The organism is Pseudomonas sp. GM79 (assembly GCF_000282495.1).
In the GTDB taxonomy this organism is placed as follows: Bacteria; Pseudomonadota; Gammaproteobacteria; order Pseudomonadales; family Pseudomonadaceae; genus Aquipseudomonas.
In genome coordinates, this window is sequence record NZ_AKJE01000037.1 from 23,701 (window position 1) to 47,408 (window position 23,708).

24 protein-coding genes are annotated in these 23,708 nt (G+C 59.1%); 3 read left to right on the forward strand and 21 right to left on the reverse strand.

The features are described 5' to 3' along the window. Window positions 1-81: 81 nt before the first annotated feature. The 3 genes from xseA (at window position 82) to leuA (ending at window position 4,509) form a co-directional block, all read left to right on the forward strand. Window positions 82-1,461, forward strand: a complete 1,380-nt coding sequence (gene xseA / locus PMI36_RS18075) for an exodeoxyribonuclease VII large subunit (protein WP_032830304.1) — start codon at window positions 82-84, stop codon at window positions 1,459-1,461. Between the two features lie 3 nt (window positions 1,462-1,464). Then, on the forward strand, window positions 1,465-2,286 hold the full coding sequence (locus PMI36_RS18070) for a peptidoglycan DD-metalloendopeptidase family protein (protein ID WP_008070948.1): 822 nt from the start codon (window positions 1,465-1,467) through the stop codon (window positions 2,284-2,286). Between the two features lie 543 nt (window positions 2,287-2,829). Beyond that, window positions 2,830-4,509: a 2-isopropylmalate synthase gene (gene leuA / locus PMI36_RS18065; protein ID WP_007903610.1), complete on the forward strand. Its 1,680-nt coding sequence runs from the start codon at window positions 2,830-2,832 to the stop codon at window positions 4,507-4,509. A 206-nt stretch (window positions 4,510-4,715) separates the two neighbouring features. Here leuA and PMI36_RS18060 read toward each other — a convergent pair whose 3' ends face one another. The 21 genes from PMI36_RS18060 to trmJ form a co-directional block, all read right to left on the reverse strand. Further along, window positions 4,716-5,507: an amidohydrolase gene (locus PMI36_RS18060; RefSeq protein ID WP_008070956.1), complete on the reverse strand. Its 792-nt coding sequence runs from the start codon at window positions 5,505-5,507 to the stop codon at window positions 4,716-4,718. Then, window positions 5,495-6,643, reverse strand: a complete 1,149-nt coding sequence (locus PMI36_RS18055; RefSeq protein WP_008070963.1) for a pyridoxal phosphate-dependent aminotransferase — start codon at window positions 6,641-6,643, stop codon at window positions 5,495-5,497. Before PMI36_RS18055 ends, PMI36_RS18060 begins: the two co-directional genes overlap by 13 nt. A 151-nt stretch (window positions 6,644-6,794) precedes the next feature. Next, the gene (der, locus tag PMI36_RS18050) at window positions 6,795-8,264 is read right to left on the reverse strand and encodes a ribosome biogenesis GTPase Der (protein WP_008070964.1); all 1,470 of its coding nucleotides are present in this window, start codon (window positions 8,262-8,264) and stop codon (window positions 6,795-6,797) included. Between the two features lie 136 nt (window positions 8,265-8,400). Further along, entirely contained in the window at window positions 8,401-9,552 is a 1,152-nt protein-coding gene (bamB, locus tag PMI36_RS18045) for an outer membrane protein assembly factor BamB (RefSeq protein ID WP_032830306.1), read from the reverse strand. Beyond that, window positions 9,545-10,186 (reverse strand): tetratricopeptide repeat protein, encoded by a 642-nt coding sequence (locus PMI36_RS18040; protein WP_007903605.1) that lies wholly within the window; start codon window positions 10,184-10,186, stop codon window positions 9,545-9,547. Before PMI36_RS18040 ends, bamB begins: the two co-directional genes overlap by 8 nt. A gap of 40 nt (window positions 10,187-10,226) precedes the next feature. Continuing rightward, window positions 10,227-11,516 (reverse strand): histidine--tRNA ligase, encoded by a 1,290-nt coding sequence (gene hisS, locus PMI36_RS18035; RefSeq protein WP_008070965.1) that lies wholly within the window; start codon window positions 11,514-11,516, stop codon window positions 10,227-10,229. 37 nt (window positions 11,517-11,553) lie between these two features. Next, a complete protein-coding gene (ispG, locus tag PMI36_RS18030; RefSeq protein ID WP_008070966.1) occupies window positions 11,554-12,663 on the reverse strand; it encodes a flavodoxin-dependent (E)-4-hydroxy-3-methylbut-2-enyl-diphosphate synthase in 1,110 nt (369 codons plus the stop codon). 3 nt (window positions 12,664-12,666) lie between these two features. Further along, the gene (locus PMI36_RS18025; RefSeq protein ID WP_008070967.1) at window positions 12,667-13,707 is read right to left on the reverse strand and encodes a RodZ domain-containing protein; all 1,041 of its coding nucleotides are present in this window, start codon (window positions 13,705-13,707) and stop codon (window positions 12,667-12,669) included. After that, a complete protein-coding gene (gene pilW, locus PMI36_RS18020) occupies window positions 13,707-14,465 on the reverse strand; it encodes a type IV pilus biogenesis/stability protein PilW (protein ID WP_007903601.1) in 759 nt (252 codons plus the stop codon). The genes PMI36_RS18025 and pilW overlap by 1 nt, the downstream gene beginning before the upstream one ends. A 12-nt stretch (window positions 14,466-14,477) precedes the next feature. Then, the gene (gene rlmN / locus PMI36_RS18015; RefSeq protein WP_008070968.1) at window positions 14,478-15,626 is read right to left on the reverse strand and encodes a 23S rRNA (adenine(2503)-C(2))-methyltransferase RlmN; all 1,149 of its coding nucleotides are present in this window, start codon (window positions 15,624-15,626) and stop codon (window positions 14,478-14,480) included. Window positions 15,627-15,654: 28 nt separating this feature from the next. Continuing rightward, window positions 15,655-16,080, reverse strand: coding sequence for a nucleoside-diphosphate kinase (gene ndk / locus PMI36_RS18010; protein WP_007903599.1), 426 nt, complete (start codon window positions 16,078-16,080; stop codon window positions 15,655-15,657). Between the two features lie 92 nt (window positions 16,081-16,172). Then, window positions 16,173-16,373, reverse strand: coding sequence for a Fe-S cluster assembly protein IscX (gene iscX / locus PMI36_RS18005; RefSeq protein WP_008070969.1), 201 nt, complete (start codon window positions 16,371-16,373; stop codon window positions 16,173-16,175). A gap of 14 nt (window positions 16,374-16,387) precedes the next feature. Beyond that, window positions 16,388-16,729 carry an ISC system 2Fe-2S type ferredoxin gene (gene fdx, locus PMI36_RS18000; RefSeq protein ID WP_008070976.1) on the reverse strand — a complete coding sequence of 114 codons (342 nt, stop codon included), beginning with the start codon at window positions 16,727-16,729 and terminating at the stop codon, window positions 16,388-16,390. Continuing rightward, on the reverse strand, window positions 16,729-18,594 hold the full coding sequence (gene hscA, locus PMI36_RS17995) for a Fe-S protein assembly chaperone HscA (protein ID WP_008070980.1): 1,866 nt from the start codon (window positions 18,592-18,594) through the stop codon (window positions 16,729-16,731). The genes fdx and hscA overlap by 1 nt, the downstream gene beginning before the upstream one ends. 51 nt (window positions 18,595-18,645) lie before the next feature. Further along, the gene (gene hscB, locus PMI36_RS17990; RefSeq protein WP_008070981.1) at window positions 18,646-19,167 is read right to left on the reverse strand and encodes a co-chaperone HscB; all 522 of its coding nucleotides are present in this window, start codon (window positions 19,165-19,167) and stop codon (window positions 18,646-18,648) included. Between the two features lie 8 nt (window positions 19,168-19,175). After that, window positions 19,176-19,499 (reverse strand): iron-sulfur cluster assembly protein IscA, encoded by a 324-nt coding sequence (gene iscA / locus PMI36_RS17985; RefSeq protein WP_007903589.1) that lies wholly within the window; start codon window positions 19,497-19,499, stop codon window positions 19,176-19,178. Between the two features lie 34 nt (window positions 19,500-19,533). After that, window positions 19,534-19,920 (reverse strand): Fe-S cluster assembly scaffold IscU, encoded by a 387-nt coding sequence (iscU, locus tag PMI36_RS17980; protein ID WP_003443374.1) that lies wholly within the window; start codon window positions 19,918-19,920, stop codon window positions 19,534-19,536. Between the two features lie 85 nt (window positions 19,921-20,005). Next, window positions 20,006-21,220 (reverse strand): IscS subfamily cysteine desulfurase, encoded by a 1,215-nt coding sequence (locus tag PMI36_RS17975; protein ID WP_008070984.1) that lies wholly within the window; start codon window positions 21,218-21,220, stop codon window positions 20,006-20,008. A gap of 50 nt (window positions 21,221-21,270) precedes the next feature. Continuing rightward, on the reverse strand, window positions 21,271-21,762 hold the full coding sequence (iscR, locus tag PMI36_RS17970; RefSeq protein WP_003227911.1) for a Fe-S cluster assembly transcriptional regulator IscR: 492 nt from the start codon (window positions 21,760-21,762) through the stop codon (window positions 21,271-21,273). A 265-nt stretch (window positions 21,763-22,027) separates the two neighbouring features. Beyond that, entirely contained in the window at window positions 22,028-22,804 is a 777-nt protein-coding gene (cysE, locus tag PMI36_RS17965; RefSeq protein ID WP_008070986.1) for a serine O-acetyltransferase, read from the reverse strand. 2 nt (window positions 22,805-22,806) lie between these two features. Next, window positions 22,807-23,577, reverse strand: a complete 771-nt coding sequence (trmJ, locus tag PMI36_RS17960; RefSeq protein ID WP_007903572.1) for a tRNA (cytosine(32)/uridine(32)-2'-O)-methyltransferase TrmJ — start codon at window positions 23,575-23,577, stop codon at window positions 22,807-22,809. Window positions 23,578-23,708 lie beyond the last annotated feature (131 nt).

Below are 23,708 nucleotides of genomic sequence, written 5' to 3' on the forward strand. Positions count from 1 at the left end.
TTTCGCGAGCAAGCCCGCTCCCACAAAGGGATTTGCATGGAGCATGGAGATTGTTTGCCGAATGCCTTTAAACTGCGCCCCATGATTAAAGATCCCTTTGCAAGACTCGGCCTGGACCGGGAAGTCCTGACTGTCAGCCAGCTCAACGGCCGCGCGCGGGTGTTGCTCGAAGACGTGTTCAGCAACATCTGGGTCGAAGGCGAAATATCCAACCTCGCCCGCCCGGCGTCCGGCCATGTGTATTTCACCCTCAAGGACAGCGGCGCCCAGGTGCGTTGCGCGCTGTTCCGGCAGAACGCCGCTCGGGTTCGGCAGGCGTTGAAGGACGGCTTGGCGGTCAAGGTTCGCGGCAAGGTTTCGCTGTTTGAAGGTCGTGGCGATTACCAACTGATCCTCGACACCGTGGAGCCGGCCGGTGATGGCGCCCTGCGCCTGGCCTTCGATGCCTTGAAGGAAAAGCTCAGCGCCGAAGGCCTGTTCAGCGCCGAGCGCAAAGTGCCGCTGCCGGCGCACCCGCAACGCATCGGCATCATCAGCTCGCCCACCGGCGCGGTGATCCGCGACATCATCAGTGTGTTCCGCCGCCGCGCGCCGCAGATCCAACTGACGCTGATCCCCACCCCCGTGCAAGGCCGCGAAGCCACCGCACAGATTGTCCGTGCGCTGAAACTGGCAGACGCTCGTGGTTTCGACGCATTGATCCTGGCCCGTGGCGGCGGCTCGCTGGAAGACCTCTGGTGTTTCAACGAAGAAGCCGTGGCCCGCGCCGTGGATGCCTGCGTGACGCCGATTGTCAGTGCTGTCGGCCATGAAACCGATGTGTCGATCAGTGACTTCGTCGCCGACGTCCGCGCCCCGACGCCTTCCGCCGCTGCCGAACTGCTCGCGCCGGACTCCAGCGATCTGGTGCGACGCGTCGAAAGCCTGCACCGGCGCCTGGTGATGCGCATGCGCGACCGCCTGATGCGTGATCGGCTGCGTCTGGAAGGTATTTCACGCCGACTGCGCCATCCCGGTGAACGACTGCGTCAGCAAGCACAACGTCTGGATGATCTGGACATGCGCATGCGCCGCGCATTCGAACGCAGCCTCAATACCCGTCGCGAACGTTTGATCCGCCTGGAAACCCGACTCGCCGGGCAACATCCCGGGCGACAACTGGCGATGCTTCGCCAACGTCTCGACAGCCTCGCCGAACGCCTGCCCCGGGCCATGCGTGAAGGACTTAAGTCCCGTCGCCTGCAACTGCAAAGTCAAATGCAGACGCTGCATGTGGTCAGCCCGCTGGCGACCCTCGCCCGTGGCTACAGCATTCTGCTGGACGAGCGCGGCAACGCGATTCGCAGCGCCGCTCAGACCCACACCGGCCAGCGCCTGAAAGCCAAACTAGGTGAAGGCGAACTGCAAGTGCGGGTCGAAGACAATCACCTGACGCCTGTCACCCTTTCTTTACTGGACTGATCCATGCCGCGTTTTTTAGCTCCGCTGCTGTTGCTGTGCCTGACCTTTAACGCCCACGCCGACAGTTACATCACCCGCCTGTTGAACAAACCGGTGCCGGGCGGTGTGGCGGTGGTGGATTTGGGCAGCTCCGCCCAGGCACCCAAAGCCAGCTATCAGGGGAGACCGGTATTGGTGGTCAAGGAACAGAACAACTGGCTGGCCATCGTCGGCGTGCCACTGACTGTAAAACCGGGTACACAACAAATCAGCAGCGGCGGTCGTAACCTGAACTTCATCGTCGCCAGCAAGAAATACCCGGAACAGCACATCACCCTGAAGAATACCCAGCAGGTCAATCCGAACCAGGAGAATCTCAAGCGCATCGAGGGTGAGCTGGCGGAGCAGATGCAGGCCTACCGCAGCTTCAGCCCGAACACCCCGAGCAATCTGTTGCTGGACAAACCGGTCAACGGGCCGCTGTCGAGCAAGTTCGGCGTGCGCCGCTTTTTCAATGGTGAAGAACGCAATCCCCACGCGGGCCTCGACTTCGCTGTGCCTGCCGGCACGCCGATCAAAACCCCGGCCGCTGGCAAGGTGATCCTGATCGGTAACTACTTCTTCAATGGCAATACGGTATTCGTCGACCACGGCCAGGGCTTTATCAGCATGTTTTGCCATATGTCGAAGATCGACGTGAAGGTCGGTCAGCAAATGGCGCGCGGTGGCGTGGTCGGCAAAGTCGGCGCCACAGGACGCGCGACCGGACCGCATATGCACTGGAATATCAGCCTGAACGATGCGCGGGTGGATCCGGCGATTTTTATTGGTGCGTTTCAGCCATAAATAGTGGTTGAGGCTGACGGCCTCTTCGCGAGCAAGCCCGCTCCCACATTAGATTTTCGGCGTGCACAGAACATGTGTTCACACCGATCAAATGTGGGAGCGGGCTTGCTCGCGAAGACGGCCTCATTGGCCCCACTTATTCCGCCTCATTGCCAACTCCTGCTTCCTGATCGTCTGGTTGAGGCTTCAAGAATAGCTGCGTCGACCGAACTGCAATCGCCAACCTTCAATTGCGCATCGCTCAAACCTCGCGCAAACATCAATACAATCCCTGCCATTCACCGCAACAAAATCTCAATAAACACGACTTTTCGAGTATTCCTCTCAATTTTTTTCGACTGCTTGCCATCCTTCATCCCCGCGGTTAGGGTTGAAGGCATGAAAACCTCTCACACCCTCATTCAGCTCCGCCAGCACCGCAGCCTGTGCCTCGTCAGTGCACGACTGCCAGGCTGAATCGCGGTGCCTCGTCTTACGCTTTATCCCAACTTTTGATCCACCGGCAGGCCGCCTTTTTTCGGCCCACACAATAAGGATTTTCCGATGAGCATGCTCAAAGACCCGTCTTCGAAATACCGCGCGTTCCCGACCATCGACATCCCGGACCGCACCTGGCCGTCGAAGACCATCACCGCCGCGCCGATCTGGTGCAGCTCGGACCTTCGTGACGGTAACCAATCGCTGATCGAGCCGATGGACGCGGTCAAGAAGCTGCGTTTCTGGAAAACCCTGGTGCAAGTCGGCGTGAAAGAAATCGAAGCCTCGTTCCCGGCCGCTTCGCAAACCGACTTCGACTTCGTGCGCACCCTGATCGAAGACGGCCACATCCCGGACGACACCACCATTCAGGTGCTGACCCAGGGCCGTGAAGACTTGATCGCACGTACTTTCGAATCCCTGCGCGGGGCCAAGAAAGCCATCGTTCACCTGTACAACGCGACCTCCCCTTCCTTCCGCCGCATTGTCTTCAACCAGGACAAGGACGGGATCAAGGCCATCGCCGTGAACGCCGCCAAGCTGTTCGTCAAATACGCTGCCCAGCAGCCGGACACCGAGTGGACCTTCGAGTACTCGCCAGAAACCTTCAGCGCTACCGAACTCGAGTTCGCCAAGGAAGTCTGCGACGCGGTCATCGAAGTGTGGAACCCGACGCCTGAGCACAAGGTGATCCTCAACCTGCCTGCCACCGTTGAATGCGCCACCCCGAACATCTATGCCGACCAGATCGAATGGTTCGGCCGCCACATCAACCGTCGTGACAGCGTGATCATCAGCCTGCACACGCACAACGACCGTGGCACTGGCGTAGCCGCCACCGAGCTGGGCCTGATGGCCGGCGCCGACCGTGTCGAAGGCTGCCTGTTCGGCAACGGTGAACGTACCGGTAACGTCGATCTGGTGACCGTGGCATTGAACCTCTACACCCAGGGCGTCGACCCTGAGCTGGACTTCTCCGACATCGATGGCGTGCGCAAAGTCGTCGAAGAGTGCAACCAGATTCCTGTGCACCCACGTCACCCGTATGTCGGCGACCTGGTTCACACCGCGTTTTCCGGCTCGCACCAGGATGCGATCCGCAAGGGTTTCGCCCAGCAGCAACCGGACGCCCTGTGGGAAGTGCCGTACTTGCCGATCGACCCGGCCGACATCGGCCGCAGCTACGAGGCGGTGATTCGCGTCAACAGCCAGTCGGGCAAGGGCGGTATCGCTTACCTGCTGGAACAGGAATACGGCATCAACTTGCCGCGCCGCATGCAGATCGAGTTCAGCCAGGTCGTGCAGCGTGAAACCGATCGCCTGGGCCTGGAGATGACGGCCCAGCAGATCCACGCGTTGCTGCACAGCGAGTACTTGCAGGCCAACACTCCGTACGCGCTGGTCAGCCATCGCTTGCAGGAAGAAAACGGTCACAGCGCCGTGGAAGTGGAAGTCTCCAGCAAAGGTCAGGGCGAAACCAACCTGCACTGGCGTGGCAAGGGCAACGGCGCTCTGGAAGCACTGGTGGCCGGTCTGCCGATCCCGGTGGAAATCATGGACTACAACGAACACGCCATCGGCGCGGGCACCAATGCCAAAGCGGCGGCTTACATTGAACTGCGCGTAAACGGTGAGCGTGCGGTGCACGGCGTCGGCATTGATGAAAACATCACCACCGCCAGCTTCAAGGCTCTGTTCAGCGCGCTGAATCGCTCCCTGAGCCAGCCGGAAGCGAAAGCGGCGTAAGCCCTGCACTGCAATGCAAAAGGCCCCGGGGTGAGAACCTCGGGGCCTTTTTGTTTGCTTGGGATTTTTTTGTTGCCTGTTCTGGCCTCTTCGCGAGCAAGCCCGCTCCCACAGTGGATTTTTGGTGTACACAAAATCTATGTTCACACCGATCAAGTGTGGGAGCGGGCTTGCTCGCGAAGACGGACGGTCAGGCAGCGAAAGTCTCAAGTGAACTCGAAGGTATCCGCATCCAGATTCGCCGGAAACCGCGCGCGATAAGCCGCCAGCTCCGCCGCATCCAGAACGACCTTGAAGACACCATCAGCATCGCCTGCGCCAAGCAATGTCTCACCCTGAAAATCCAGCACCTGACTGTCACCGGTATACGCAAAGCCTTTGCCATCGGTACCGATGCGGTTCACCGCCGCCACATAGCAGAGGTTTTCAATCGCCCGTGCCGGTAGCAAACGGTTCCAGTGCTGGCGCCGGGCGCCCGGCCAATTGGCGGTGTACAGCAACAAGTCGGTGTCTTGAGGGTCGCGGCTCCAGACCGGGAAACGCAAGTCGTAGCAAATCAGCGGCCGCACTCGCCAGCCCTTCAATTCGAACTGCACCTGACGCTCGCCCGGGGTGAAATGGTTGTGCTCGCCCGCCATACGGAACAGGTGACGCTTGTCGTAATGCCACACCTCCCCGTCCGGCCGCGCCCACAACAGACGATTGCGATGACTGCCGTCAGCCACCTGGACGATGATGCTGCCGGTGATCACCGCATCCAGTTTCGCCGCCTGAACCCGCAGCCATTTACTGGTGGGGCCATTTTCCGGCTCGGCGAGGGTTTCCGATTCCATGGAGAAACCGGTGGTGAACATCTCCGGCAGGATGATCAGGTCCGCGCCGCGAGCCTGTTCCAGCAAGGACTCGAAATGCTGCAGATTGGCCTGACGATCATGCCAGGCCAGGGTGGTCTGGATCAGCGCAACATTCAGATTGGGCAGAGCACTCAGATCACGCATAGTTTTGCCGCTGCTTCACGCAGGGTCTCCTCGCGTTTGGCAAAGCACAGACGCACCAGGCGCTGGCCTTCGGGTGGCGTCTGGTAGAACACCGAGATCGGGATGCTCGCGACGCCATGTTCGCGGGTCATCCACAGCGCCATCTCGACGTCATTGAGGTCCGGGCGAATCTGCGAGTAATCGACCAGCTGGAAGTAAGTACCGGCCACGCGGGTGAAACTGAAGCGCGACGGCGACAGCAGATCGCAGAACAGATCGCGCTTGGCCTGATAGAAGCCCGGAAACTCTTCGACGTGTTCCGGATGCTCGGCCATGTAATCGGCCAACGCGTATTGCAGTGGCGTCACGCCGCAGAAACTGACGTATTGGTGAACCTTGCGCAGCTCCGCGGTGAGGGCCGGAGGTGCCACGACATAACCGGTTTTCCAGCCGGTGACGTGGTAGGTCTTGCCGAACGAACTGACCACGAATGCGCGCTGATAGAGCTCTTCGTGGGCCAATACGCTGACGTGAGATACGCCATCGAATACCAGGTGTTCGTAGACCTCGTCGCTGATCACATAGATATCGCGGTCGCGAATCAACGCCGCCAGTTGATCCAGCTCGGCACGACTGATCAGCGCGCCGCTGGGGTTATGCGGGGTATTGAGGATAATCATCCGCGTGCGCGGCGTAATGGCTTCAGCGAGCTTCTGGAAGTCGATGGCGAAGTCATTCAGGCCCAACTGCACATGGACGCAGCGACCACCGGCCAGCTCAACCGAGGGTTCATAACTGTCGTAGGCCGGATCAAACACGATGACTTCATCACCGCTGTGGATCACCGCCTGAATGGCGCAGAAGATCGCCTGTGTCGCGCCGGGAGTGACCGTCACTTCGCTGTCGGCATCGACATGGGCGCCGTAGCTGCGAGCGATCTTCGCCGCAATCTGCTGACGCAACACCGGCAAGCCAGTCATCGGCGAATACTGGTTGTGGCCACTGGCGATGTGCCGACCGACTGCATCACGCAGGGCCTGCGGGCCGTCGAAATCGGGAAACCCCTGAGATAGATTGATCGCCCCGGTTTGCGCCGCGAGCTGAGACATCTGCGTGAAGATAGTGATGCCGACTTTCGGCAGCTTACTGGTGATCATCGGTGATTCCCTGCAGGTGAGCTGCAAGTTTCAAGTTTCAAGCGACAAGCTGCAAGTGGTCAAGCGTCAAACCACCAGACACAAAAAAGGGTCCCGAAAAGGACCCTTCTGCTTTTACTTGAAGCTTGCAGCTTGAGGCTCGCCGCTGCTTCTATCGCTTATCGCGGCGCTTTTTGTCGGCTTTCTTGTGGTGCGACATCATCCGGCGCTTCTTGTTGACCTGGCGGTCGGTGAGCGAGTTCTTGTTACCTTCGTACGGGTTCTCGCCGCCCTTGAACTCGATGCGGATCGGCGTACCGACCAGCTTCAAGACACGACGATAGGTGTTTTCCAGGTAACGCACGTAAGACTTCGGCACCTTCTCGATCTGGTTACCGTGAATCACGATGATCGGCGGGTTGGCACCACCCAAGTGGGCGTAACGCAGCTTGATCCGGCGGTTGTTGACCATCGGTGGCGCGTGCTCGCCGACCGCATCTTCCAGAATCTGGGTCAGGCGGTTGGTCGGCCAGCGGGTGACCGCGGACTTGAACGAGTTCTGTACCGACGCGTAGAGGTTGCCTACGCCAGTGCCGTGCAGGGCCGAGATGAAGTGGATATCGGCGAAGTCGACGAAGAACAGTCGACGTTGCAGCTCGACCTTGACGAAGTCGCGCTCGCTCGGCGTCATGCCGTCCCACTTGTTGATCGCAATAACCAGCGCACGACCGGCTTCAAGGGCAAAGCCCAGCAGGTTGAGGTCGTGGTCCACCACGCCTTCGCGGGCGTCCATCACGAAGATCACCACGTTGGCGTCTTTGATCGCTTGCAGGGTTTTGACCACGGAGAACTTTTCGACTTCTTCGTGGATCTTGCCGCGCTTGCGCACACCGGCGGTGTCGATCAGCGTGTACTTCTCGTCGTTACGTTCAAACGGGATGTAGATACTGTCGCGGGTGGTGCCGGGCTGGTCATAAACGATAACCCGGTCTTCACCGAGCATGCGGTTGACCAGGGTCGACTTGCCGACGTTCGGACGACCGATGATGGCGATCTTGATACCGTCTTTTTCGCTTGGGCCAGGAATGCGCTTGGCTTCCTCACCTTCGGCAACGATCTCTTCTTCGCCTTCTTCCGGCTCTTCGTCGTCTTTCGGGAAGTCGCTCAGGGCGATTTCCAGCATCTGGGTGATGCCACGACCATGAGCACCGGCGATCGGGATCGCGTGGCCCATGCCCAACGGGGCGAATTCGGCGCGGGCCATTTCAGGGTCGATGTTGTCGACCTTGTTGGCAACCACGTAAGAACGCTTGTTACGCTTGCGCAAGTGCTCGGCGATCATCTGGTCGGCCGCGGTGAAACCGGCCTTGGCATCTACCAGGAACAGAACGACATCCGCTTCTTCAATGGCCAGCAGCGACTGCTCGGCCATTTTTTCGTCCATACCGTGCTCGTCACCGGAGATACCGCCGGTGTCGACCAGAATGTAGGAACGCCCTTGCCACTTGGCCTCACCGTACTGGCGATCACGGGTCAGACCGGACAAGTCGCCGACGATGGCGTCGCGAGTCCTGGTCAGGCGGTTGAACAAGGTGGACTTGCCGACGTTCGGTCGGCCCACCAGGGCGATTACGGGAACCATGCGGCTCTCCACTTCGTTATTTCAGAAAATACAAAAGCCGCTGCGAGGCAGCGGCTGGTGCTCGGGGCAGTGTATGAAACACTGCAAACCCCTTGAAACCGGGGCCGCCTGGGGGGTTAAACCCCAAGCATAGTTCTTACTTGATGGTCAGGGCTTCCAGTTTGCCGCTGTTGCCATACAGATAAATCGTGTCACCCACCACCAGCGGACGGGCACGCAGGCCGTCGCTGTCGATGCGCTCGCGGCCGACGAAACGACCGTCCACCTGGCTCAGCAGGTGCAGGTAGCCTTCCATATCACCGACTGCAACATAGCTGGAGAACACTTCCGGAGCCGACAATTGACGGCGGGCCAGCGAATCGTTGCTCCACAACGCAGTGGTAGAACGTTCGTCAACGCCTTCAACGGTGCCTGCAGACAGGCTCACGTAGACGCTGCCAAAACCCTGGGCAACGCCGGCATAGCTGGAAGCATCACGCTGCCAGAGCTGACGACCGCTTTCCAGATCCAGTGCTGCGACGCGACCCTGGTAGCTGGCGACATACAGTGTACCGCCGGACAGCAGCAAGCCACCGTCGATATCGACTACACGCTCCAGTTCCGAACGACCTTGTGGAATCGCTACACGCTGTTCCCACACCGGCACGCCGTTGGAAACATCCAGAGCAACCACTTTACCAGTCGACAGGCCAGCCACCGCGAGGCGGTTGGTGACGATCGGTGCGCTGGTGCCGCGCAGGGTCAGAACCGCTGGCGTGCTGTCATACAACCAGCGCTGGTTGCCGGTAGCGGCATCCAGGCCGATCAGACGGTCATCCTGGGTCTGAACCACAACAACGTCACCGTTGGTGGCCGGCGGCGCGAGCACTTCACTGGTCACGCGAGCGCGCCATTTCTCTTCACCGCTGCTGGCGTCCAGGGCAACGATTTCGCCCTTGAGCGTGCCAATCATGACCAGACCGTAACCCACGCCAACGGCGCCGGAGACAGGCAGTTCGAGATCTTTCTTCCATTTGACGTCGCCATTGCTGCGATCCATCGCCATCACCACACCGGTGACGTCGGCGGCATAGATGGTATCGCCATCGATCGCCGGAACCAGCATGTTGTAGGTTTCGCCCTGACCGTCACCGATCGAACGACTCCACTGCTTTTGCAGAACCACTTCTTCCTTGAAGTCGGTCAACTCGGCCGGTGGCAATTCTTTCTTGCTGTTGCTGCTGCAACCCGCGGCCAATATGGCCAGAGCCAGCAATGCTGCATGTTTCCAACGGATCACGTCACGCATCCCCTTTGGCCAGGTCGTCCAGCTTGATTTGTAGGCCACCGACCGCCGCTTCATCCGACAGTGCCGCCTTGGCTTTTTGATACGCCGTGTTCGCTTCGTCGGTACGACCCAGCTGCACCAGCAGGTCGCCTTTGAGTTCTTCGCGAGTGGCCAGGAAAGCTTTGTCGGCATCGCCTTCGAGCAGTTTCAGGGCTTCATCGACCTTGTTCTGCGCGGCCAGCACCTGCGCCAGACGCTGACGGGCAATTTCGCCAAGTGCCGGGTTGGCCGGTTTGGCGACAATGGCTTTCAGCTCGCTGGCTGCGTCGTCCAGCTTACCGCTGTCGACTGCAACTTTCGCCACGAACAGGCTGCCATATTGTGCGTAAGCGGTGCCGCCGAACTCGCTGTTGAGCTTGCCGGCCAGGTCCGAAACACGTGCAGCATCAGGCTTGCCGTCAGGCGTCAGCGTGGTTTCGAGCAATTGCTGATAGAGAATCGAGGCGCCTTGCGACTGATTGCTCTGATACTTCTGAAAGGCCTGCCAGCCGAATACGATGACCAGCGCCAACAGGCCGCCAGTGACCAGGGGCTTGCCGTTGCGTGTCCACCAGTCCTTCAACTCCGCCAGATGTTCGTCTTCGGTACTCGACACCCCAATACTCCTTAATCGCTAAATCGGCTGTTTGACAGCTTCAACCCTGCACGATGCAGGTGGCCAGGTGTGCAGCAAGCGCATCCCAGGCAATGCTTTGTTGTTCGCCCTGGCCACGCAGGGGTTTGAAACCTACCACTTGCTGGGCCATTTCGTCGTCACCGAGGATCAATGCGTACAGCGCACCGCTCTTGTCGGCTTTCTTGAACTGGCTTTTGAAGCTGCCGGCGCCGGCATTGACTTGCAGGCGCAGGTTGGGCAATTGATCACGAACACGCTCGCTCAGGGTCAGACCGGCCAGCTCGGCGGCTTCACCGAAGGCGCAGAGGTAGACATCGACCTGACGGGAGATTTCTTCGGGAATCTGCTCCAGGGTTTCAAGCAGCAGCACCAGGCGCTCAATGCCCATGGCGAAACCGACGCCCGTGGTCGGCTTGCCGCCCATCTGCTCCACCAGACCGTCGTAACGACCACCGGCACATACGGTGCCCTGGGCGCCCAACTTGTCGGTGACCCATTCGAAAACGGTCTTGCTGTAGTAGTCCAGCCCGCGAACCAGCTTCGGGTTGATCACATAAGGAATGCCAGCGGCGTCCAGACGAGCCTTGAGGCCCTCGAAGTGCACGCGGGATTCTTCGTCGAGGTAGTCGGCCATTTTTGGCGCGTCGGCCAATGCCGCTTGAGTGTCGGGATTCTTGGTATCCAGAACCCGCAGCGGGTTGGTCTTCAGACGGCGCTGGCTGTCTTCGTCCAGTTGATCCAGGCGAGCGGACAGGTATTCGACCAGTGCTTCACGATAACGACCACGGGACTCGCTGGTGCCCAGGCTGTTGAGTTCGAGCTTGACCGCATCGCGGATACCCAGCTCGCCCCACAGGCGCCAGGTCAGCACGATCAGCTCGGCGTCGATGTCCGGACCGTCGAGGTTGAAGACTTCGCAACCGATCTGGTGGAACTGGCGATAACGACCTTTCTGTGGACGTTCGTGACGGAACATCGGGCCGATGTACCAGAGTTTCTGCACCTGACCGCCGCCGGTGATGCCGTGCTCGAGCACCGCACGCACGCAGGCCGCTGTGCCTTCAGGGCGCAGGGTCAGGGAATCGCCGTTGCGATCTTCGAAGGTGTACATCTCTTTTTCGACGATGTCGGTCACTTCACCGATGGAGCGTTTGAACAGCTCGGTGAACTCGACGATCGGCATGCGGATCTGCTTGTAACCGTAGTTATCCAGCAGACGCGAGACGGTGCCTTCGAAATGACGCCACAGGGGAGTCTGTTCGGGCAGGATGTCGTTCATGCCACGAATGGCTTGCAGAGACTTGCTCACTATAAATCCTTAAATTCGTTCGGCTCTTTAGTCAGGCTCAGCCGCGAGCGATTACCGCTGCGTCGGCTTCGACCTTTTCGGCCGCTTTCTGACGGATCAAGCGTTCAAGCTCATCCACCAGATTGTCATTAGTCAGTTTCTGCGCCGGCTTGCCGTCGATGTAAATCAGGTTTGGCGTGCCGCCGGTCAAGCCGATATGGGCTTCCTTGGCTTCGCCCGGCCCGTTGACCACGCAACCGATCACCGCGACATCCAGCGGCACCAGCAGGTCTTCGAGGCGTCCTTCCAGCTCGTTCATGGTTTTGACCACATCGAAGTTCTGCCGCGAGCAGCTCGGGCAGGCGATGAAGTTGATGCCACGGGAACGCAGGTGCAGGGATTTGAGAATGTCGTAGCCGACTTTCACTTCCTCGACCGGATCGGCCGCCAGCGAGATGCGAATAGTATCGCCAATCCCTTCGGCGAGCAGCATACCGAGGCCCACGGCGGATTTCACTGTGCCTGAACGCAAACCACCGGCTTCAGTGATGCCCAAGTGCAACGGTTGAACGATTTCCTTGGCCAGCAAGCGGTAGGCGGCGACCGCCATGAACACGTCGGAGGCTTTCACGCTGACCTTGAAGTCCTGGAAATTCAGGCGCTCGAGGTGTTCGACATGGCGCAAGGCGGACTCGACCAGCGCGGCTGGAGTCGGCTCGCCATATTTCTTTTGCAGGTCTTTTTCCAGGGAACCGGCGTTGACGCCGATGCGGATCGGAATCCCGCGATCACGGGCGGCATCGACCACCGCACGCACGCGGTCTTCACGACCGATGTTGCCCGGGTTGATCCGCAGGCAATCCACACCCAGTTCGGCTACGCGCAAAGCGATCTTGTAGTCGAAGTGGATGTCGGCCACCAATGGCACTTTGACCAATTGCTTGATCTTGCCGAAGGCTTCGGCGGCGTCCATGTCCGGCACGGAAACCCGCACGATATCGACGCCAGCGGCTTCCAGACGATTGATCTGGGCCACTGTGGCGGCCACGTCATTGGTATCGCTGTTGGTCATGCTCTGCACAGCGATAGGCGCATCGCCGCCCACGGGCACGTTGCCGACCCAGATCTTGCGGGATTCGCGACGTTTGATTGGAGATTCGCCGTGCATGACTTATTGACCCAACTTCAGGCGAGCAGTCTCGCCACTGGTGAACGGAGCGACATCAACCACCTGCCCGTTGTAACTGACCTGCGCACCACGGGCGAAGCCCAGACGCACGGAAAAGGGCGGCTTGCCGCTAACGGAAACATTTTCGCCTTTACGCTTTAGACCGCTCAACAGCACCTTGCCGGTGCCATCGGTCACTTGCGTCCAGCAATCGGCGGTGAATTGCAGTTGAACCTGGCCTTGGCCGGCCACCGGAGCTGCCGGAGCTGGAGCCGGGGTGGTCGGAGCAATTGGAGCAGAGATAACCGGTGCCGGTACAGCGGGAACAGCCGGGGCAGGTGTCGCTGGCGTCGCCGGTGTCGCGACAGCCGGAGCGGTGCTGTGGGCCGCAGCCGCAGGCGTTACTGCTGAAACGACTGGCGCTGGAACCGGTGCACTCGTTTCGGCGTTGACTGGCTCCTCGGTCGAAGACTCGGCCTGAGGCAGCGCAAGAGGTGTTTCCCCTTCAGCCTGACCTTGCGCAACGGCCTGGTCTTCCGGCTCGTCCAGTGGATGGATCTGGGTGGTGCCGTCAGCGCCTTCGACTTCAACGTGTTCCGGCGCCAGCCCAATCAGGTCTTTGGTACGCAGTGAAGTTTGATCCTGCCACCAGATAAAACCACCGCCAATCACCGCAAGCAGCAACAGCAGGCTGACAATGCGCAAAATAGTGTGGGAAACCCGAACCGGCTCTTCGATACGTCCCAGGCTGTGGACGTTGCTGCCCTGGGAGTCGGTGCCGGTGGATTGGTCGAACTGCTGGACCAGAACGGTTTGGTCCATGCCGAGCAATTTGGCATACGCGCGAATATAGCCACGAGCAAAGGTGTGCCCAGGCAGCTTGTCGAAAGCGCCGGCTTCCAGATTGCTCAGGGAGTTGATGGTGAGGTTGAGCTTGAGGGCCACTTCGGCCAGCGACCAGCCATTGCTTTCGCGGGCCTGGCGCAAAGTCTCACCGGGGTTAACGCGATTCGCTGCTACAACTTCGGGATGCGCCGCTTTCATCATTGCTCCGACAGGTATTGCTGATATTCCGGCGTACCGGGATAGAGTCGTTTTAATTGCAGGCCAAAACTGGCGGCCTTGTCGCGATCTTCGAACACTTTTGCCAGCCGAACGCCGAGCAATAGACTACGTGCATTTTGTTCGGTGAGCAGGCTAAAACGGTCGTAATAGTCACGCGCGGGCACATAATGCCTGTCTTCGTAAGACAACTCAGCCATTTCCAGCAATGCACGTGGCTGTTGGCGATTCAGACGCAGGGCTTTTTCCAGTTGCTGGCGGGCCAGATCACGCTGGCCAAGCTTTGAAGCGGTCATGCCCAGGTTTTCGAAAACCCGTGAACGCTCAGGATACAGGGTATCGGCGGCGGCCTGTTCGAAGCGTTCGTACGCCTCTTTGTAACGTTTCTCTTCGAAAAGAAAACTGCCGTAGTTATTCAGGATTCGCGCATCGGCGGGACGAGAAGACAGCGCCTTGCGAAAATGCTGATCGGCCAGTTCCGGCTCCATCTCGGCCTGGAACACCAGCCCCAGAGCCGCGTTGGCGTCAGGATCCGAGCTATCCAGGTCCAAGGCCTTCTTCAACGGGACTTTGGCGCGTTCGGTCATGCCTTGCTGCAGATAACCCAGACCCAGCTGCACGTAGGCGGCACGCGCCTCATCACGGCCCTTGCTGGTCTTCATCGGGTTGAAATCGCCCGACAGGACACAACCAGCACAGAGACTGGCCAACAGCACAAGCAGCGCGAAGCGCAGGGACATAGAGATCCTCTCTTAATTATTGTTCGCAGCGTTCGTTGCCATATCGTTTTCGGCGCTCAACTCGCGCACGGCGATATAACGTTCGCTGCGACGGGTGCGATCCAGCACCTGCCCTACCAATTGGCCACACGCGGCATCGATGTCTTCACCGCGGGTAGTGCGTACGGTGACATTGAAGCCTGCATGGTGAAGCTGATCCTGAAACCGGCGAATCGCGTTGTTGCTTGGGCGCTCGTAACCGGAATGCGGGAACGGATTGAACGGAATCAGGTTGATCTTGCACGGGATGTTCTTGAGCAGCTCGATCATCTCAACGGCGTGTTCAACCTTGTCGTTGATGTCCTTGAGCAAGGTGTACTCGATGGTCAGCACGCGCTTTTCGCCCAGGGACGACATGTAGCGCTGGCACGACTCGAGCAGCATCTTAAGCGGATATTTCTTGTTGATCGGCACCAATTGGTTACGCAATGCGTCATTCGGTGCGTGCAGCGACAACGCCAGGGACACGTCGATGTGCTTGGACAGCTCATCGATCATCGGCACCACGCCCGAAGTGGACAGGGTCACGCGGCGCTTGGAGATCCCGTAGCCCAGGTCATCCATCATCAGATGCATGGCGGCCACGACGTTGTCGAAGTTCAGCAGCGGCTCACCCATGCCCATCATTACCACGTTGGTGATGGCACGGTCGGCGGTCGCCGGGATGCTGCCGAACGATTTATTGGCAATCCACACCTGACCGATCACTTCGGCGGCGGTGAGGTTGCTGTTGAAACCTTGCTTGCCGGTGGAGCAGAAACTGCAGTCCAGGGCACAGCCTGCCTGGGACGAAACGCACAGAGTGCCGCGCTTGCCCTGGGGAATGTACACGGTCTCGACGCAGCTACCGGACGCCACGCGCACCACCCACTTACGGGTGCCATCGGTGGAGATGTCCTCGCTGACCACTTCGGGGCCGCGGACTTCAGCAATGGCCTTGAGCTTGTCGCGCAAGGCCTTGCTGACGTTCGTCATGGCGTCGAAATCATCAACGCCAAGGTGGTGAATCCATTTCATTACCTGACCGGCACGGAAACGCTTCTCCCCGATTGAGTCGAAGAATTTTTCCATTTCCTGTTGAGTCAGACCCAGCAGGTTGGTTTTTACAGTCGATGTAGTCATGGATTCACCTTCACTCTTAAGCCAATGCTTAGCGAGTGGTTACTTCAGTAGCTGCGAAGAAGTACGAGATTTCGCGAGCAGCAGCGGCTTCGGAGTCCGAACCGTGTACAGCGTTGGCGTCGATGGAATCAGCGAAGTCAGCGCGGATGGTGCCGGCAGCAGCTTCTTTAGGGTTGGTAGCGCCCATCAGCTCACGGTTCAGAGCGATAGCGTTTTCGCCTTCCAGAACCTGAACGACAACCGGACCGGAGATCATGAAAGCAACCAGGTCGTTGAAGAAACCACGAGCGCTGTGCTCAGCGTAGAAGCCTTCAGCTTCAGCTTTGGACAGTTGCTTCAGTTTCGAAGCTACAACGCGCAGGCCAGCTTTTTCGAAACGAGTGGTGATCTCGCCGATAACGTTTTTTGCAACAGCGTCAGGCTTGATGATGGAGAAAGTACGTTGAACAGCCATGGTGTAACTCCAGAAACGGTAATTTGCGAAAAATTAAACCCGCGAATTATACGCGGGTTCTTTGGTATTGCCTAACTGCGTACGGTGCAGAATCAGTCTGCTTCTTCGATCCAGGCAGCCTGAATGGCTTCAAGCACCTTCTCGCCACCGCGGGTCGGATCATCACTGAACTCCGGCAAGGCCAGCACCCATTGGTGCAGATCGACGAAGTTCACATAACGCGGATCCACTTCCGGCTTGGACTCAGCCAGCTGGATCGCGATTTCAAGCACATCAACCCATTTCAGACTCATGTCGGTTCCTTGAATCAGTGCGGCGCTTCGGCTGCATGGTTGAGCGAGTATTTCGGAATTTCGATGGTCAGGTCTTCCGTGCCGACTTTTGCCTGACAGGCCAAGCGTGACTGAGCTTCCAGCCCCCAAGCCTTATCAAGATAGTCTTCCTCGAGCTCATCAGCCTCTTCCAGCGAATCGAAACCTTCGCGAACGATGCAGTGGCAGGTAGTGCAGGCGCAGACGCCGCCACAGGCGCTTTCCATCTCGATATGGTGTTCATGGGCCAGTTCGAGAATGGAAATACCGGGCTCAGCCTCTACAACCATGCCTTCCGGGCAGAACTTCTCGTGTGGCAGAAAAATGACCTGCGGCATCAGTTATCCTCGATTTCATTCAGATTGCGCCCCGCCAGAGCGGCTTTCACCGTCGAGTCCAGGCGGCGTGCAGCAAAGGCATCGGTCACTTGCGACAGACGCTTGGTCTGCTGCTCGATGGCGTAACCATCGGTGCCTTTCATCAATTCGGTCAGTTCCTGCATCTGCAATTCGATGACCATGCGCTCTTCGGCATCGAGCAGGCGCTCGCCGTCAACCTCCAGAGCGCCCTGCACCGCCTCGATCAAGCGCTGGGCATCGACCTGTTGCTCACGCAATACGCGGGCGACCTTGTCATCGTTGGCGTGCTGGAACGAATCCTTGAGCATCTTGGCGATTTCGCCGTCGGTCAGGCCGTAAGACGGCTTGACCTGAATGCTGGCTTCGACGCCCGAACCCAATTCGCGGGCCGAGACACTGAGCAGACCGTCGGCATCGACCTGGAAGGTCACGCGAATCTTCGCCGCGCCAGCCACCATCGCCGGAATACCGCGCAATTCGAAGCGTGCCAGGGAGCGGCAGTCGCTGATCAACTCGCGCTCACCCTGCAATACGTGGATAGCCATGGCCGACTGGCCATCTTTATAAGTGGTGAAGTCCTGAGCCCGAGCGACGGGGATGGTGGTGTTGCGCGGAATCACCTTCTCCATCAGACCACCCATGGTTTCCAGCCCCAGAGACAACGGGATCACGTCGAGCAACAGCAGTTCGCCGCCGTCACGCTTGTTGCCGGCCAGGGTATCGGCCTGGATCGCGGCGCCGATGGCCACGACTTGATCCGGATCGATTTCGGTCAGCGGCTCGCGACCAAAGGCCTGCGCAACAGCTTCGCGGACGCGAGGCACACGCGTCGAGCCGCCGACCATGACCACAGCGTGTACGTCTTCCAGCTCGACACCGGAATCACGCACCGCGCGACGGCAGGCTTTCAAGCTGCGAGCAACCATCGGCTCGATCAGCGCATTGAAGGCGTCACGGGTCAGCTCGGCCGTCCAGTCACCATAAGCAACTTCAATGGACGAGGACTGGGTCAAGGCTTCTTTGGCTGCACACGCGATTTGCAGCAGATGGCGCTGCGTACCCGGATCGAGGTCGGCCGACAGACCGGCGCTCTCGATGATCCAGCCAGCAATAGCGTGGTCAAAGTCATCGCCACCCAGGGCGCTGTCGCCGCCGGTAGCCAGCACTTCGAACACACCGCCGGTCAGGCGCAGAATCGAAATATCAAAAGTGCCTCCGCCCAGGTCATAAATCGCGACCAGGCCTTCGGCGTGCTGATCCAGACCATAAGCGACGGCGGCGGCGGTTGGCTCATTGAGCAAACGCAGCACGTTCAGACCGGCCAGCTTGGCCGCATCCTTGGTGGCTTGACGCTGAGCATCATCGAAGTAGGCTGGAACGGTAATCACCGCGCCAACCAATTCGCCACCCAAGGTCGCTTCAGCACGCTGACGCAGCACTTTAAGGATATCGGCGGAGACTTCGACCGGGCTTTTCGGGCCTTGCACCGTGTCGATGAACGGCATGTGCGACTCGCCGTCGACAAACCGGTACGGCAGTTGATCGCCCAATTGCTTGACGTCGGACAGACCACGACCCATCAAGCGCTTGACCGACAGCACCGTGTTCAAAGGATCGGACGCGGCGGCCAGTTTGGCCGACTCGCCGACTTCGACGCGATCGGCGTGATAGCGCACGGCAGACGGCAGGATGACCTGCCCTTGCGCGTCGGCCAGAGGCTCGGAAAGACCACTGCGCAACGCAGCGACCAGCGAATTGGTAGTGCCCAAGTCGATCCCCACAGCCAGACGACGCTGGTGCGGTTGAGGACTTTGGCCGGGTTCGGCGATCTGCAGTAGGGCCATCGTGATCAGGACTTATCTGTATATCAGGCGTGCGACCGGAGCGGCACTGGGTTAATCGTCGAGGCGCTCTTCTAACTGGCGCACTTCGTAGGTGAGCTTGTCGAGGAACTGCATGCGCCGCATCAGGCGTTCGGCCTGTTCACGTTGCGCTGCATCATCCCAACAGGCTGCGAAGCTTTCGTTCAGTTCATCCTGCGCGGTTTTCAGGCGACGCTTGAACACTGCAACACCCGCCAGGTCGGCGCTGTCTTGCAGGTCTTCGAGTTCTTCACGCAACTCCATCTGCTGCAGAAGAAACTCCGGATCATGCACCGTGACCTCCAGCGGCAGCTCGCGACCGCCCATGGCGAGCAGGTATCGCGCGCGCTTGGGGGGACTTTTGAGCGTCTGGTAGGCCTCGTTGAGGCTCGCGGATTGCTCGAGCGCCAGCCGCTGCTCACGCTCGGAAGCGTCAGCAAAGCGGTCCGGATGAACACCGCGCGCCAACTCACGGTAGCGCGTGGCCAACTGATCGAGATCCAGACGGAAGCTCGGTTTCAGCTCAAATAAAGCGAAATGACAAGGAGTACCCACGCGCAGCCTCAGATGTTGAAGCTTTCGCCGCAGCCACATTCACCGCGCACGTTGGGATTGTTGAACTTGAAGCCTTCGTTCAACCCTTCCTTGACGAAATCGAGTTCGGTGCCGTCCAGGTAGGCCAGGCTTTTCGGGTCGATGATCACTTTCTCGCCGTGACTTTCGAACACCTGATCCTCTGCAACCACCTCGTCGACAAACTCCAGCACGTAGGCAAGGCCGGAACAGCCTGTGGTGCGAACACCCAGGCGAATCCCTTCACCTTTGCCGCGCCCGTTGAGGGAGCGTCGCACGTGTTGAGCAGCCGCTTCTGTCATGCTGATAGCCATCGGTGACTCCTTACTCGTCGCCAAATCTTGAAAGTCAGATCAAGCCTTTCTTCTGCTTGTAGTCGCGAACGGCCGCTTTGATAGCGTCTTCAGCAAGTACGGAGCAGTGAATTTTCACTGGCGGCAGCGCCAGTTCTTCGGCCAGCTGAGTGTTCTTGATGGTCTCTGCTTCATCCAGAGTCTTGCCTTTCATCCACTCGGTCGCCAGGGAGCTGGAGGCGATCGCCGAACCGCAACCGTAGGTCTTGAACTTGGCGTCTTCGATGATGCCTTGTTCGTTGACCTTGATCTGCAAGCGCATCACGTCGCCGCACGCCGGAGCGCCGACCATGCCGGTGCCGACATCAGGATCTTCCGCGTCCATCTTGCCGACGTTGCGCGGGTTCTCGTAGTGGTCGATGACCTTTTCGCTGTAAGCCATGATTCTTAATCCTCACTCATCAGGAGTCGCTCTTGAAGCCCTGCAAATCGTGGATTGGCAGGGCCCGGTTGCGGCGACTTGAATATCAGTGCGCCGCCCACTCGATTTTCGAAATGTCGACGCCATCTTTGTACATGTCCCACAGCGGCGAGAGAGTGCGCAGCTTGGTAACGGCCTCGCAGACTTTCTGCGCGGCGTAGTCGATTTCTTCTTCGGTGGTGAAACGGCCGAAGGTGAAGCGAATCGAGCTGTGTGCCAGTTCGTCGTTGCGGCCCAGGGCGCGCAGTACGTACGAAGGCTCAAGCGATGCCGAGGTGCAGGCCGAACCGGACGAAACCGCCAGATCCTTGAGCGCCATGATCAGCGACTCGCCCTCAACGTAGTTGAAGCTCAGGTTCAGGTTGTGCGGTACGCGGGCGGTCATGCTGCCGTTGACGTACAGCTCTTCCAGGCCTTCGACCTGCTTGAAGAAGCGGTCGCTCAGGGCTTTGATGCGTACGTTCTCGGCAGCCATGTCTTCCTTGGCCACACGGAAAGCTTCGCCCATGCCGACGATCTGGTGGGTCGCCAGGGTGCCGGAACGCATGCCGCGCTCGTGACCGCCGCCGTGCATGGTCGCTTCGATGCGAACACGCGGCTTGCGGCTGACGTACAGCGCGCCGATGCCTTTAGGGCCGTAGGTTTTGTGGGCAGAGAACGACATCATGTCGACTTTCAGTTTCGACAGGTCGATCTCGACCTTGCCGGTGGACTGAGCGGCGTCGACGTGGAACAGAATGCCCTTGGAGCGGCACAGTTCGCCGATGGCGGCGATGTCGTTGATGGTGCCGATTTCGTTGTTCACGTGCATGACCGAGACCAGGATGGTGTCGTCACGCAGGGCAGCTTCGACCATCTCTGGAGTGACCAGACCATCTTCGCGAGGGTCGAGGTAGGTCACTTCGAAACCTTCACGTTCCAGTTGGCGCATGGTGTCGAGGACAGCCTTGTGCTCAATCTTGGTGGTGATCAGGTGCTTGCCTTTGGTGGCGTAGAAATGCGCCGCACCCTTGATTGCCAGGTTGTCGGACTCGGTGGCACCGGAGGTCCAGACGATTTCACGCGGGTCGGCGTTAACCAGGTCAGCGACCTGACGGCGAGCGTTCTCGACGGACTCTTCAGCTTTCCAGCCGAACACGTGGGAACGGGACGCCGGGTTACCGAAGTTTCCGTCGACCAGCAGGCATTCACTCATCTTTTGCGCGACACGTGGATCAACCGGGGTCGTCGCAGAGTAATCAAGGTAAATCGGCAATTTCATGGACTATCTCCTAAATCAGGCTGGCTGGCGTGCCGCTAGCTCTTTGGCTGTCATTCGACGGCGGACGCTTCAATCTTGTCCAGGCGTGGCGCCTTGCTGTTGCAACGACGCTGGTCCTGACGCTGGGCTACTTCTTGCACCTCACGGCGAGTTACAAGGTCAGCCAAGCTGATACCGCTCAGAAATTCGTGAATCTGCAGACTCAGATCGCACCACAAGTGGTGGGTCAGACAGGTGTCGCCGGAATGGCAATCGCCCTGACCCTGACATTTGGTTGCATCGACCGATTCGTTGACCGCATCGATCACCTGGGCGACCTGGATGCCCTGCATGTCGCGGGACAACTGGTAACCACCGCCTGGACCACGAACACTGGACACCAGATTGCTGCGGCGCAATTTGGCAAAAAGCTGCTCGAGGTAGGACAGGGATATGCCTTGGCGCTCGGAGATATCGGCCAGGGACACCGGCCCGTGCTGCGCGTGCAACGCCAGGTCAAGCATGGCGGTCACGGCGTATCGGCCTTTTGTAGTCAGTCGCATGGACAATTACCACGGAATTCGGAATGGGGCGAGTATGCAATTCCCGAGTATTTAAGTCAACTATAAGACCTAGTGCTTTACTCAGGTTTACCCGCAAAAGAGCGCGCGCATCATAGCAAAGGCTGGCCGTGTATCACCAGCAAATGCGCGTTATCGTTCTTCGCGAGCAAGCCCGCTCCCACACTTGATCTGTGTCGAACACAAATCCATGCCCGCTGAAAATCTGATGTGGGAGCAGGCTTGCTCGCGAAGGGGTCGGCGCGGTTTAGCTGGCCTGACTCTGATCCTTGTCTTTTACGCAGGCAAAGTCTTCTTCGCGCAGTTCAGGCAGATCTTTCGCACAGTAATTGCTACCCAGGTCCCTCAGCGCCCCACACATCCCTTCAAGTCGACCATCTACAGCCTGCAGATGATCGAGCAACTGGTTAATGGCTCGAGCCACCGGGTCCGGCATGTCTTCGCCGACACCGTAGGCGTCGAAACCGATCTTCTCGGCCATGGCCTTGCGCTTGGCGTCCTGCTCTTCATCGGACTTGACGATGATCCGCCCCGGAATCCCCACCACCGTCGCCCCAGGCGGAACCGCCTTGGTGACCACGGCATTGGAACCTACCTTGGCCCCGGCACCCACCGTAAACGGGCCGAGCACCTTGGCGCCCGCCCCGACGACTACGCCGTCTTCCAGGGTCGGGTGGCGCTTGCCCTTGTTCCAGCTGGTGCCGCCAAGGGTCACGCCTTGATACAGGGTGACGTCGTTGCCGATCTCGGCAGTCTCACCGATAACGATGCCCATACCGTGGTCAATAAAGAAACGACGACCAACCTTGGCACCCGGATGAATCTCGATCCCGGTCAACCAGCGACCGAAGTTCGACACCAGACGCGCCAGCCATTTCCAGCCCATGCCCCACAACGCTGACGACAGGCGATGGATCCAGATGGCGTGCATGCCCGGGTAGCACGTTAGAACCTCAAAAGCATTACGCGCCGCCGGGTCACGATGGAAAACACTTTGGATATCTTCACGCAAACGCTCGAACATCATTAATCCTTCCGCTTTAGAAGCTCGCCACGGGCCGCTTTCTGGGTTTCCGTGAGGATGCCACGCAATATATTCATTTCCGCCCGGCTGACCGAGCTGCGTCCGTACAACCGGCGCAGACGCGCCATCAAGTGCCGTGGTTTTTCCGGGTCGAGGAATTCGATGGCCACCAGCGTTTGCTCCAGGTGCTCATAGAATCGCTCCAGCTCATCCATGGTCGCCAGTTCACCACTTTTGGTGGACGCCACTTCTTCCTTCTCGACCTTGCTCGGCTGACCTGCAGCCGCCAACCAGGACATACGCACTTCATAGCTCAACACCTGCACCGCCGCCCCAAGGTTCAGCGAACTGAACTCAGGGTCTGATGGGATGTGCACGTGATAATGACATCGCTGCAGCTCTTCGTTGGTCAGGCCGGAATCTTCACGACCAAACACCAATGCGATCTCGGCGCCCTGCCCCGCCTCCTCTACCACCTTCACACCGCATTCGCGAGGATCGAGCAACGGCCAGGGAATGCGACGATCACGAGCACTGGTGCCGAGCACCAGATTGCAGCCGACCAAGGCATCTTCCAGGGTGGCGACGACTTGAGCATTTTCAAGGATGTCACCGGCGCCGGACGCACGCGCATCGGCCTCGTGGTGCGGGAACAACCGCGGCTCGACCAGCACCAGCCGCGACAGGCCCATGTTCTTCATGGCACGCGCAGCCCCGCCGATATTGCCGGGGTGACTGGTATTGACCAGGACGACACGAATGTTTTGCAGCAAGGGAGGCGCTCTCGAACACTTTAATGGGGAGCAGAATCTTACAGCTCAACCTACCGTTAAGCTATGAAAGCGAACACCGACCTTCACCTGTAGAAACTTTCTGATAGAATGCCCGGCTTTCTTTAACAACC

What these genes read in the sequence shown, in the direction of transcription:
- xseA (WP_032830304.1), top strand. Translation starts at nt 82, where the DNA reads ATGATTAAAGATCCCTTTGCAAGACTCGGCCTGGACCGGGAAGTCCTG.
- PMI36_RS18070 (WP_008070948.1), top strand. Translation starts at nt 1,465, where the DNA reads ATGCCGCGTTTTTTAGCTCCGCTGCTGTTGCTGTGCCTGACCTTTAAC.
- leuA (WP_007903610.1), top strand. Translation starts at nt 2,830, where the DNA reads ATGAGCATGCTCAAAGACCCGTCTTCGAAATACCGCGCGTTCCCGACC.
- PMI36_RS18060 (WP_008070956.1), bottom strand. Translation starts at nt 5,507, where the DNA reads ATGCGTGATCTGAGTGCTCTGCCCAATCTGAATGTTGCGCTGATCCAG.
- PMI36_RS18055 (WP_008070963.1), bottom strand. Translation starts at nt 6,643, where the DNA reads ATGATCACCAGTAAGCTGCCGAAAGTCGGCATCACTATCTTCACGCAG.
- der (WP_008070964.1), bottom strand. Translation starts at nt 8,264, where the DNA reads ATGGTTCCCGTAATCGCCCTGGTGGGCCGACCGAACGTCGGCAAGTCC.
- bamB (WP_032830306.1), bottom strand. Translation starts at nt 9,552, where the DNA reads ATGCGTGACGTGATCCGTTGGAAACATGCAGCATTGCTGGCTCTGGCC.
- ispG (WP_008070966.1), bottom strand. Translation starts at nt 12,663, where the DNA reads ATGCACGGCGAATCTCCAATCAAACGTCGCGAATCCCGCAAGATCTGG.
- PMI36_RS18025 (WP_008070967.1), bottom strand. Translation starts at nt 13,707, where the DNA reads ATGAAAGCGGCGCATCCCGAAGTTGTAGCAGCGAATCGCGTTAACCCC.
- pilW (WP_007903601.1), bottom strand. Translation starts at nt 14,465, where the DNA reads ATGTCCCTGCGCTTCGCGCTGCTTGTGCTGTTGGCCAGTCTCTGTGCT.
- rlmN (WP_008070968.1), bottom strand. Translation starts at nt 15,626, where the DNA reads ATGACTACATCGACTGTAAAAACCAACCTGCTGGGTCTGACTCAACAG.
- ndk (WP_007903599.1), bottom strand. Translation starts at nt 16,080, where the DNA reads ATGGCTGTTCAACGTACTTTCTCCATCATCAAGCCTGACGCTGTTGCA.
- iscX (WP_008070969.1), bottom strand. Translation starts at nt 16,373, where the DNA reads ATGAGTCTGAAATGGGTTGATGTGCTTGAAATCGCGATCCAGCTGGCT.
- fdx (WP_008070976.1), bottom strand. Translation starts at nt 16,729, where the DNA reads ATGCCGCAGGTCATTTTTCTGCCACACGAGAAGTTCTGCCCGGAAGGC.
- hscA (WP_008070980.1), bottom strand. Translation starts at nt 18,594, where the DNA reads ATGGCCCTACTGCAGATCGCCGAACCCGGCCAAAGTCCTCAACCGCAC.
- iscA (WP_007903589.1), bottom strand. Translation starts at nt 19,499, where the DNA reads ATGGCTATCAGCATGACAGAAGCGGCTGCTCAACACGTGCGACGCTCC.
- iscU (WP_003443374.1), bottom strand. Translation starts at nt 19,920, where the DNA reads ATGGCTTACAGCGAAAAGGTCATCGACCACTACGAGAACCCGCGCAAC.
- PMI36_RS17975 (WP_008070984.1), bottom strand. Translation starts at nt 21,220, where the DNA reads ATGAAATTGCCGATTTACCTTGATTACTCTGCGACGACCCCGGTTGAT.
- iscR (WP_003227911.1), bottom strand. Translation starts at nt 21,762, where the DNA reads ATGCGACTGACTACAAAAGGCCGATACGCCGTGACCGCCATGCTTGAC.
- cysE (WP_008070986.1), bottom strand. Translation starts at nt 22,804, where the DNA reads ATGTTCGAGCGTTTGCGTGAAGATATCCAAAGTGTTTTCCATCGTGAC.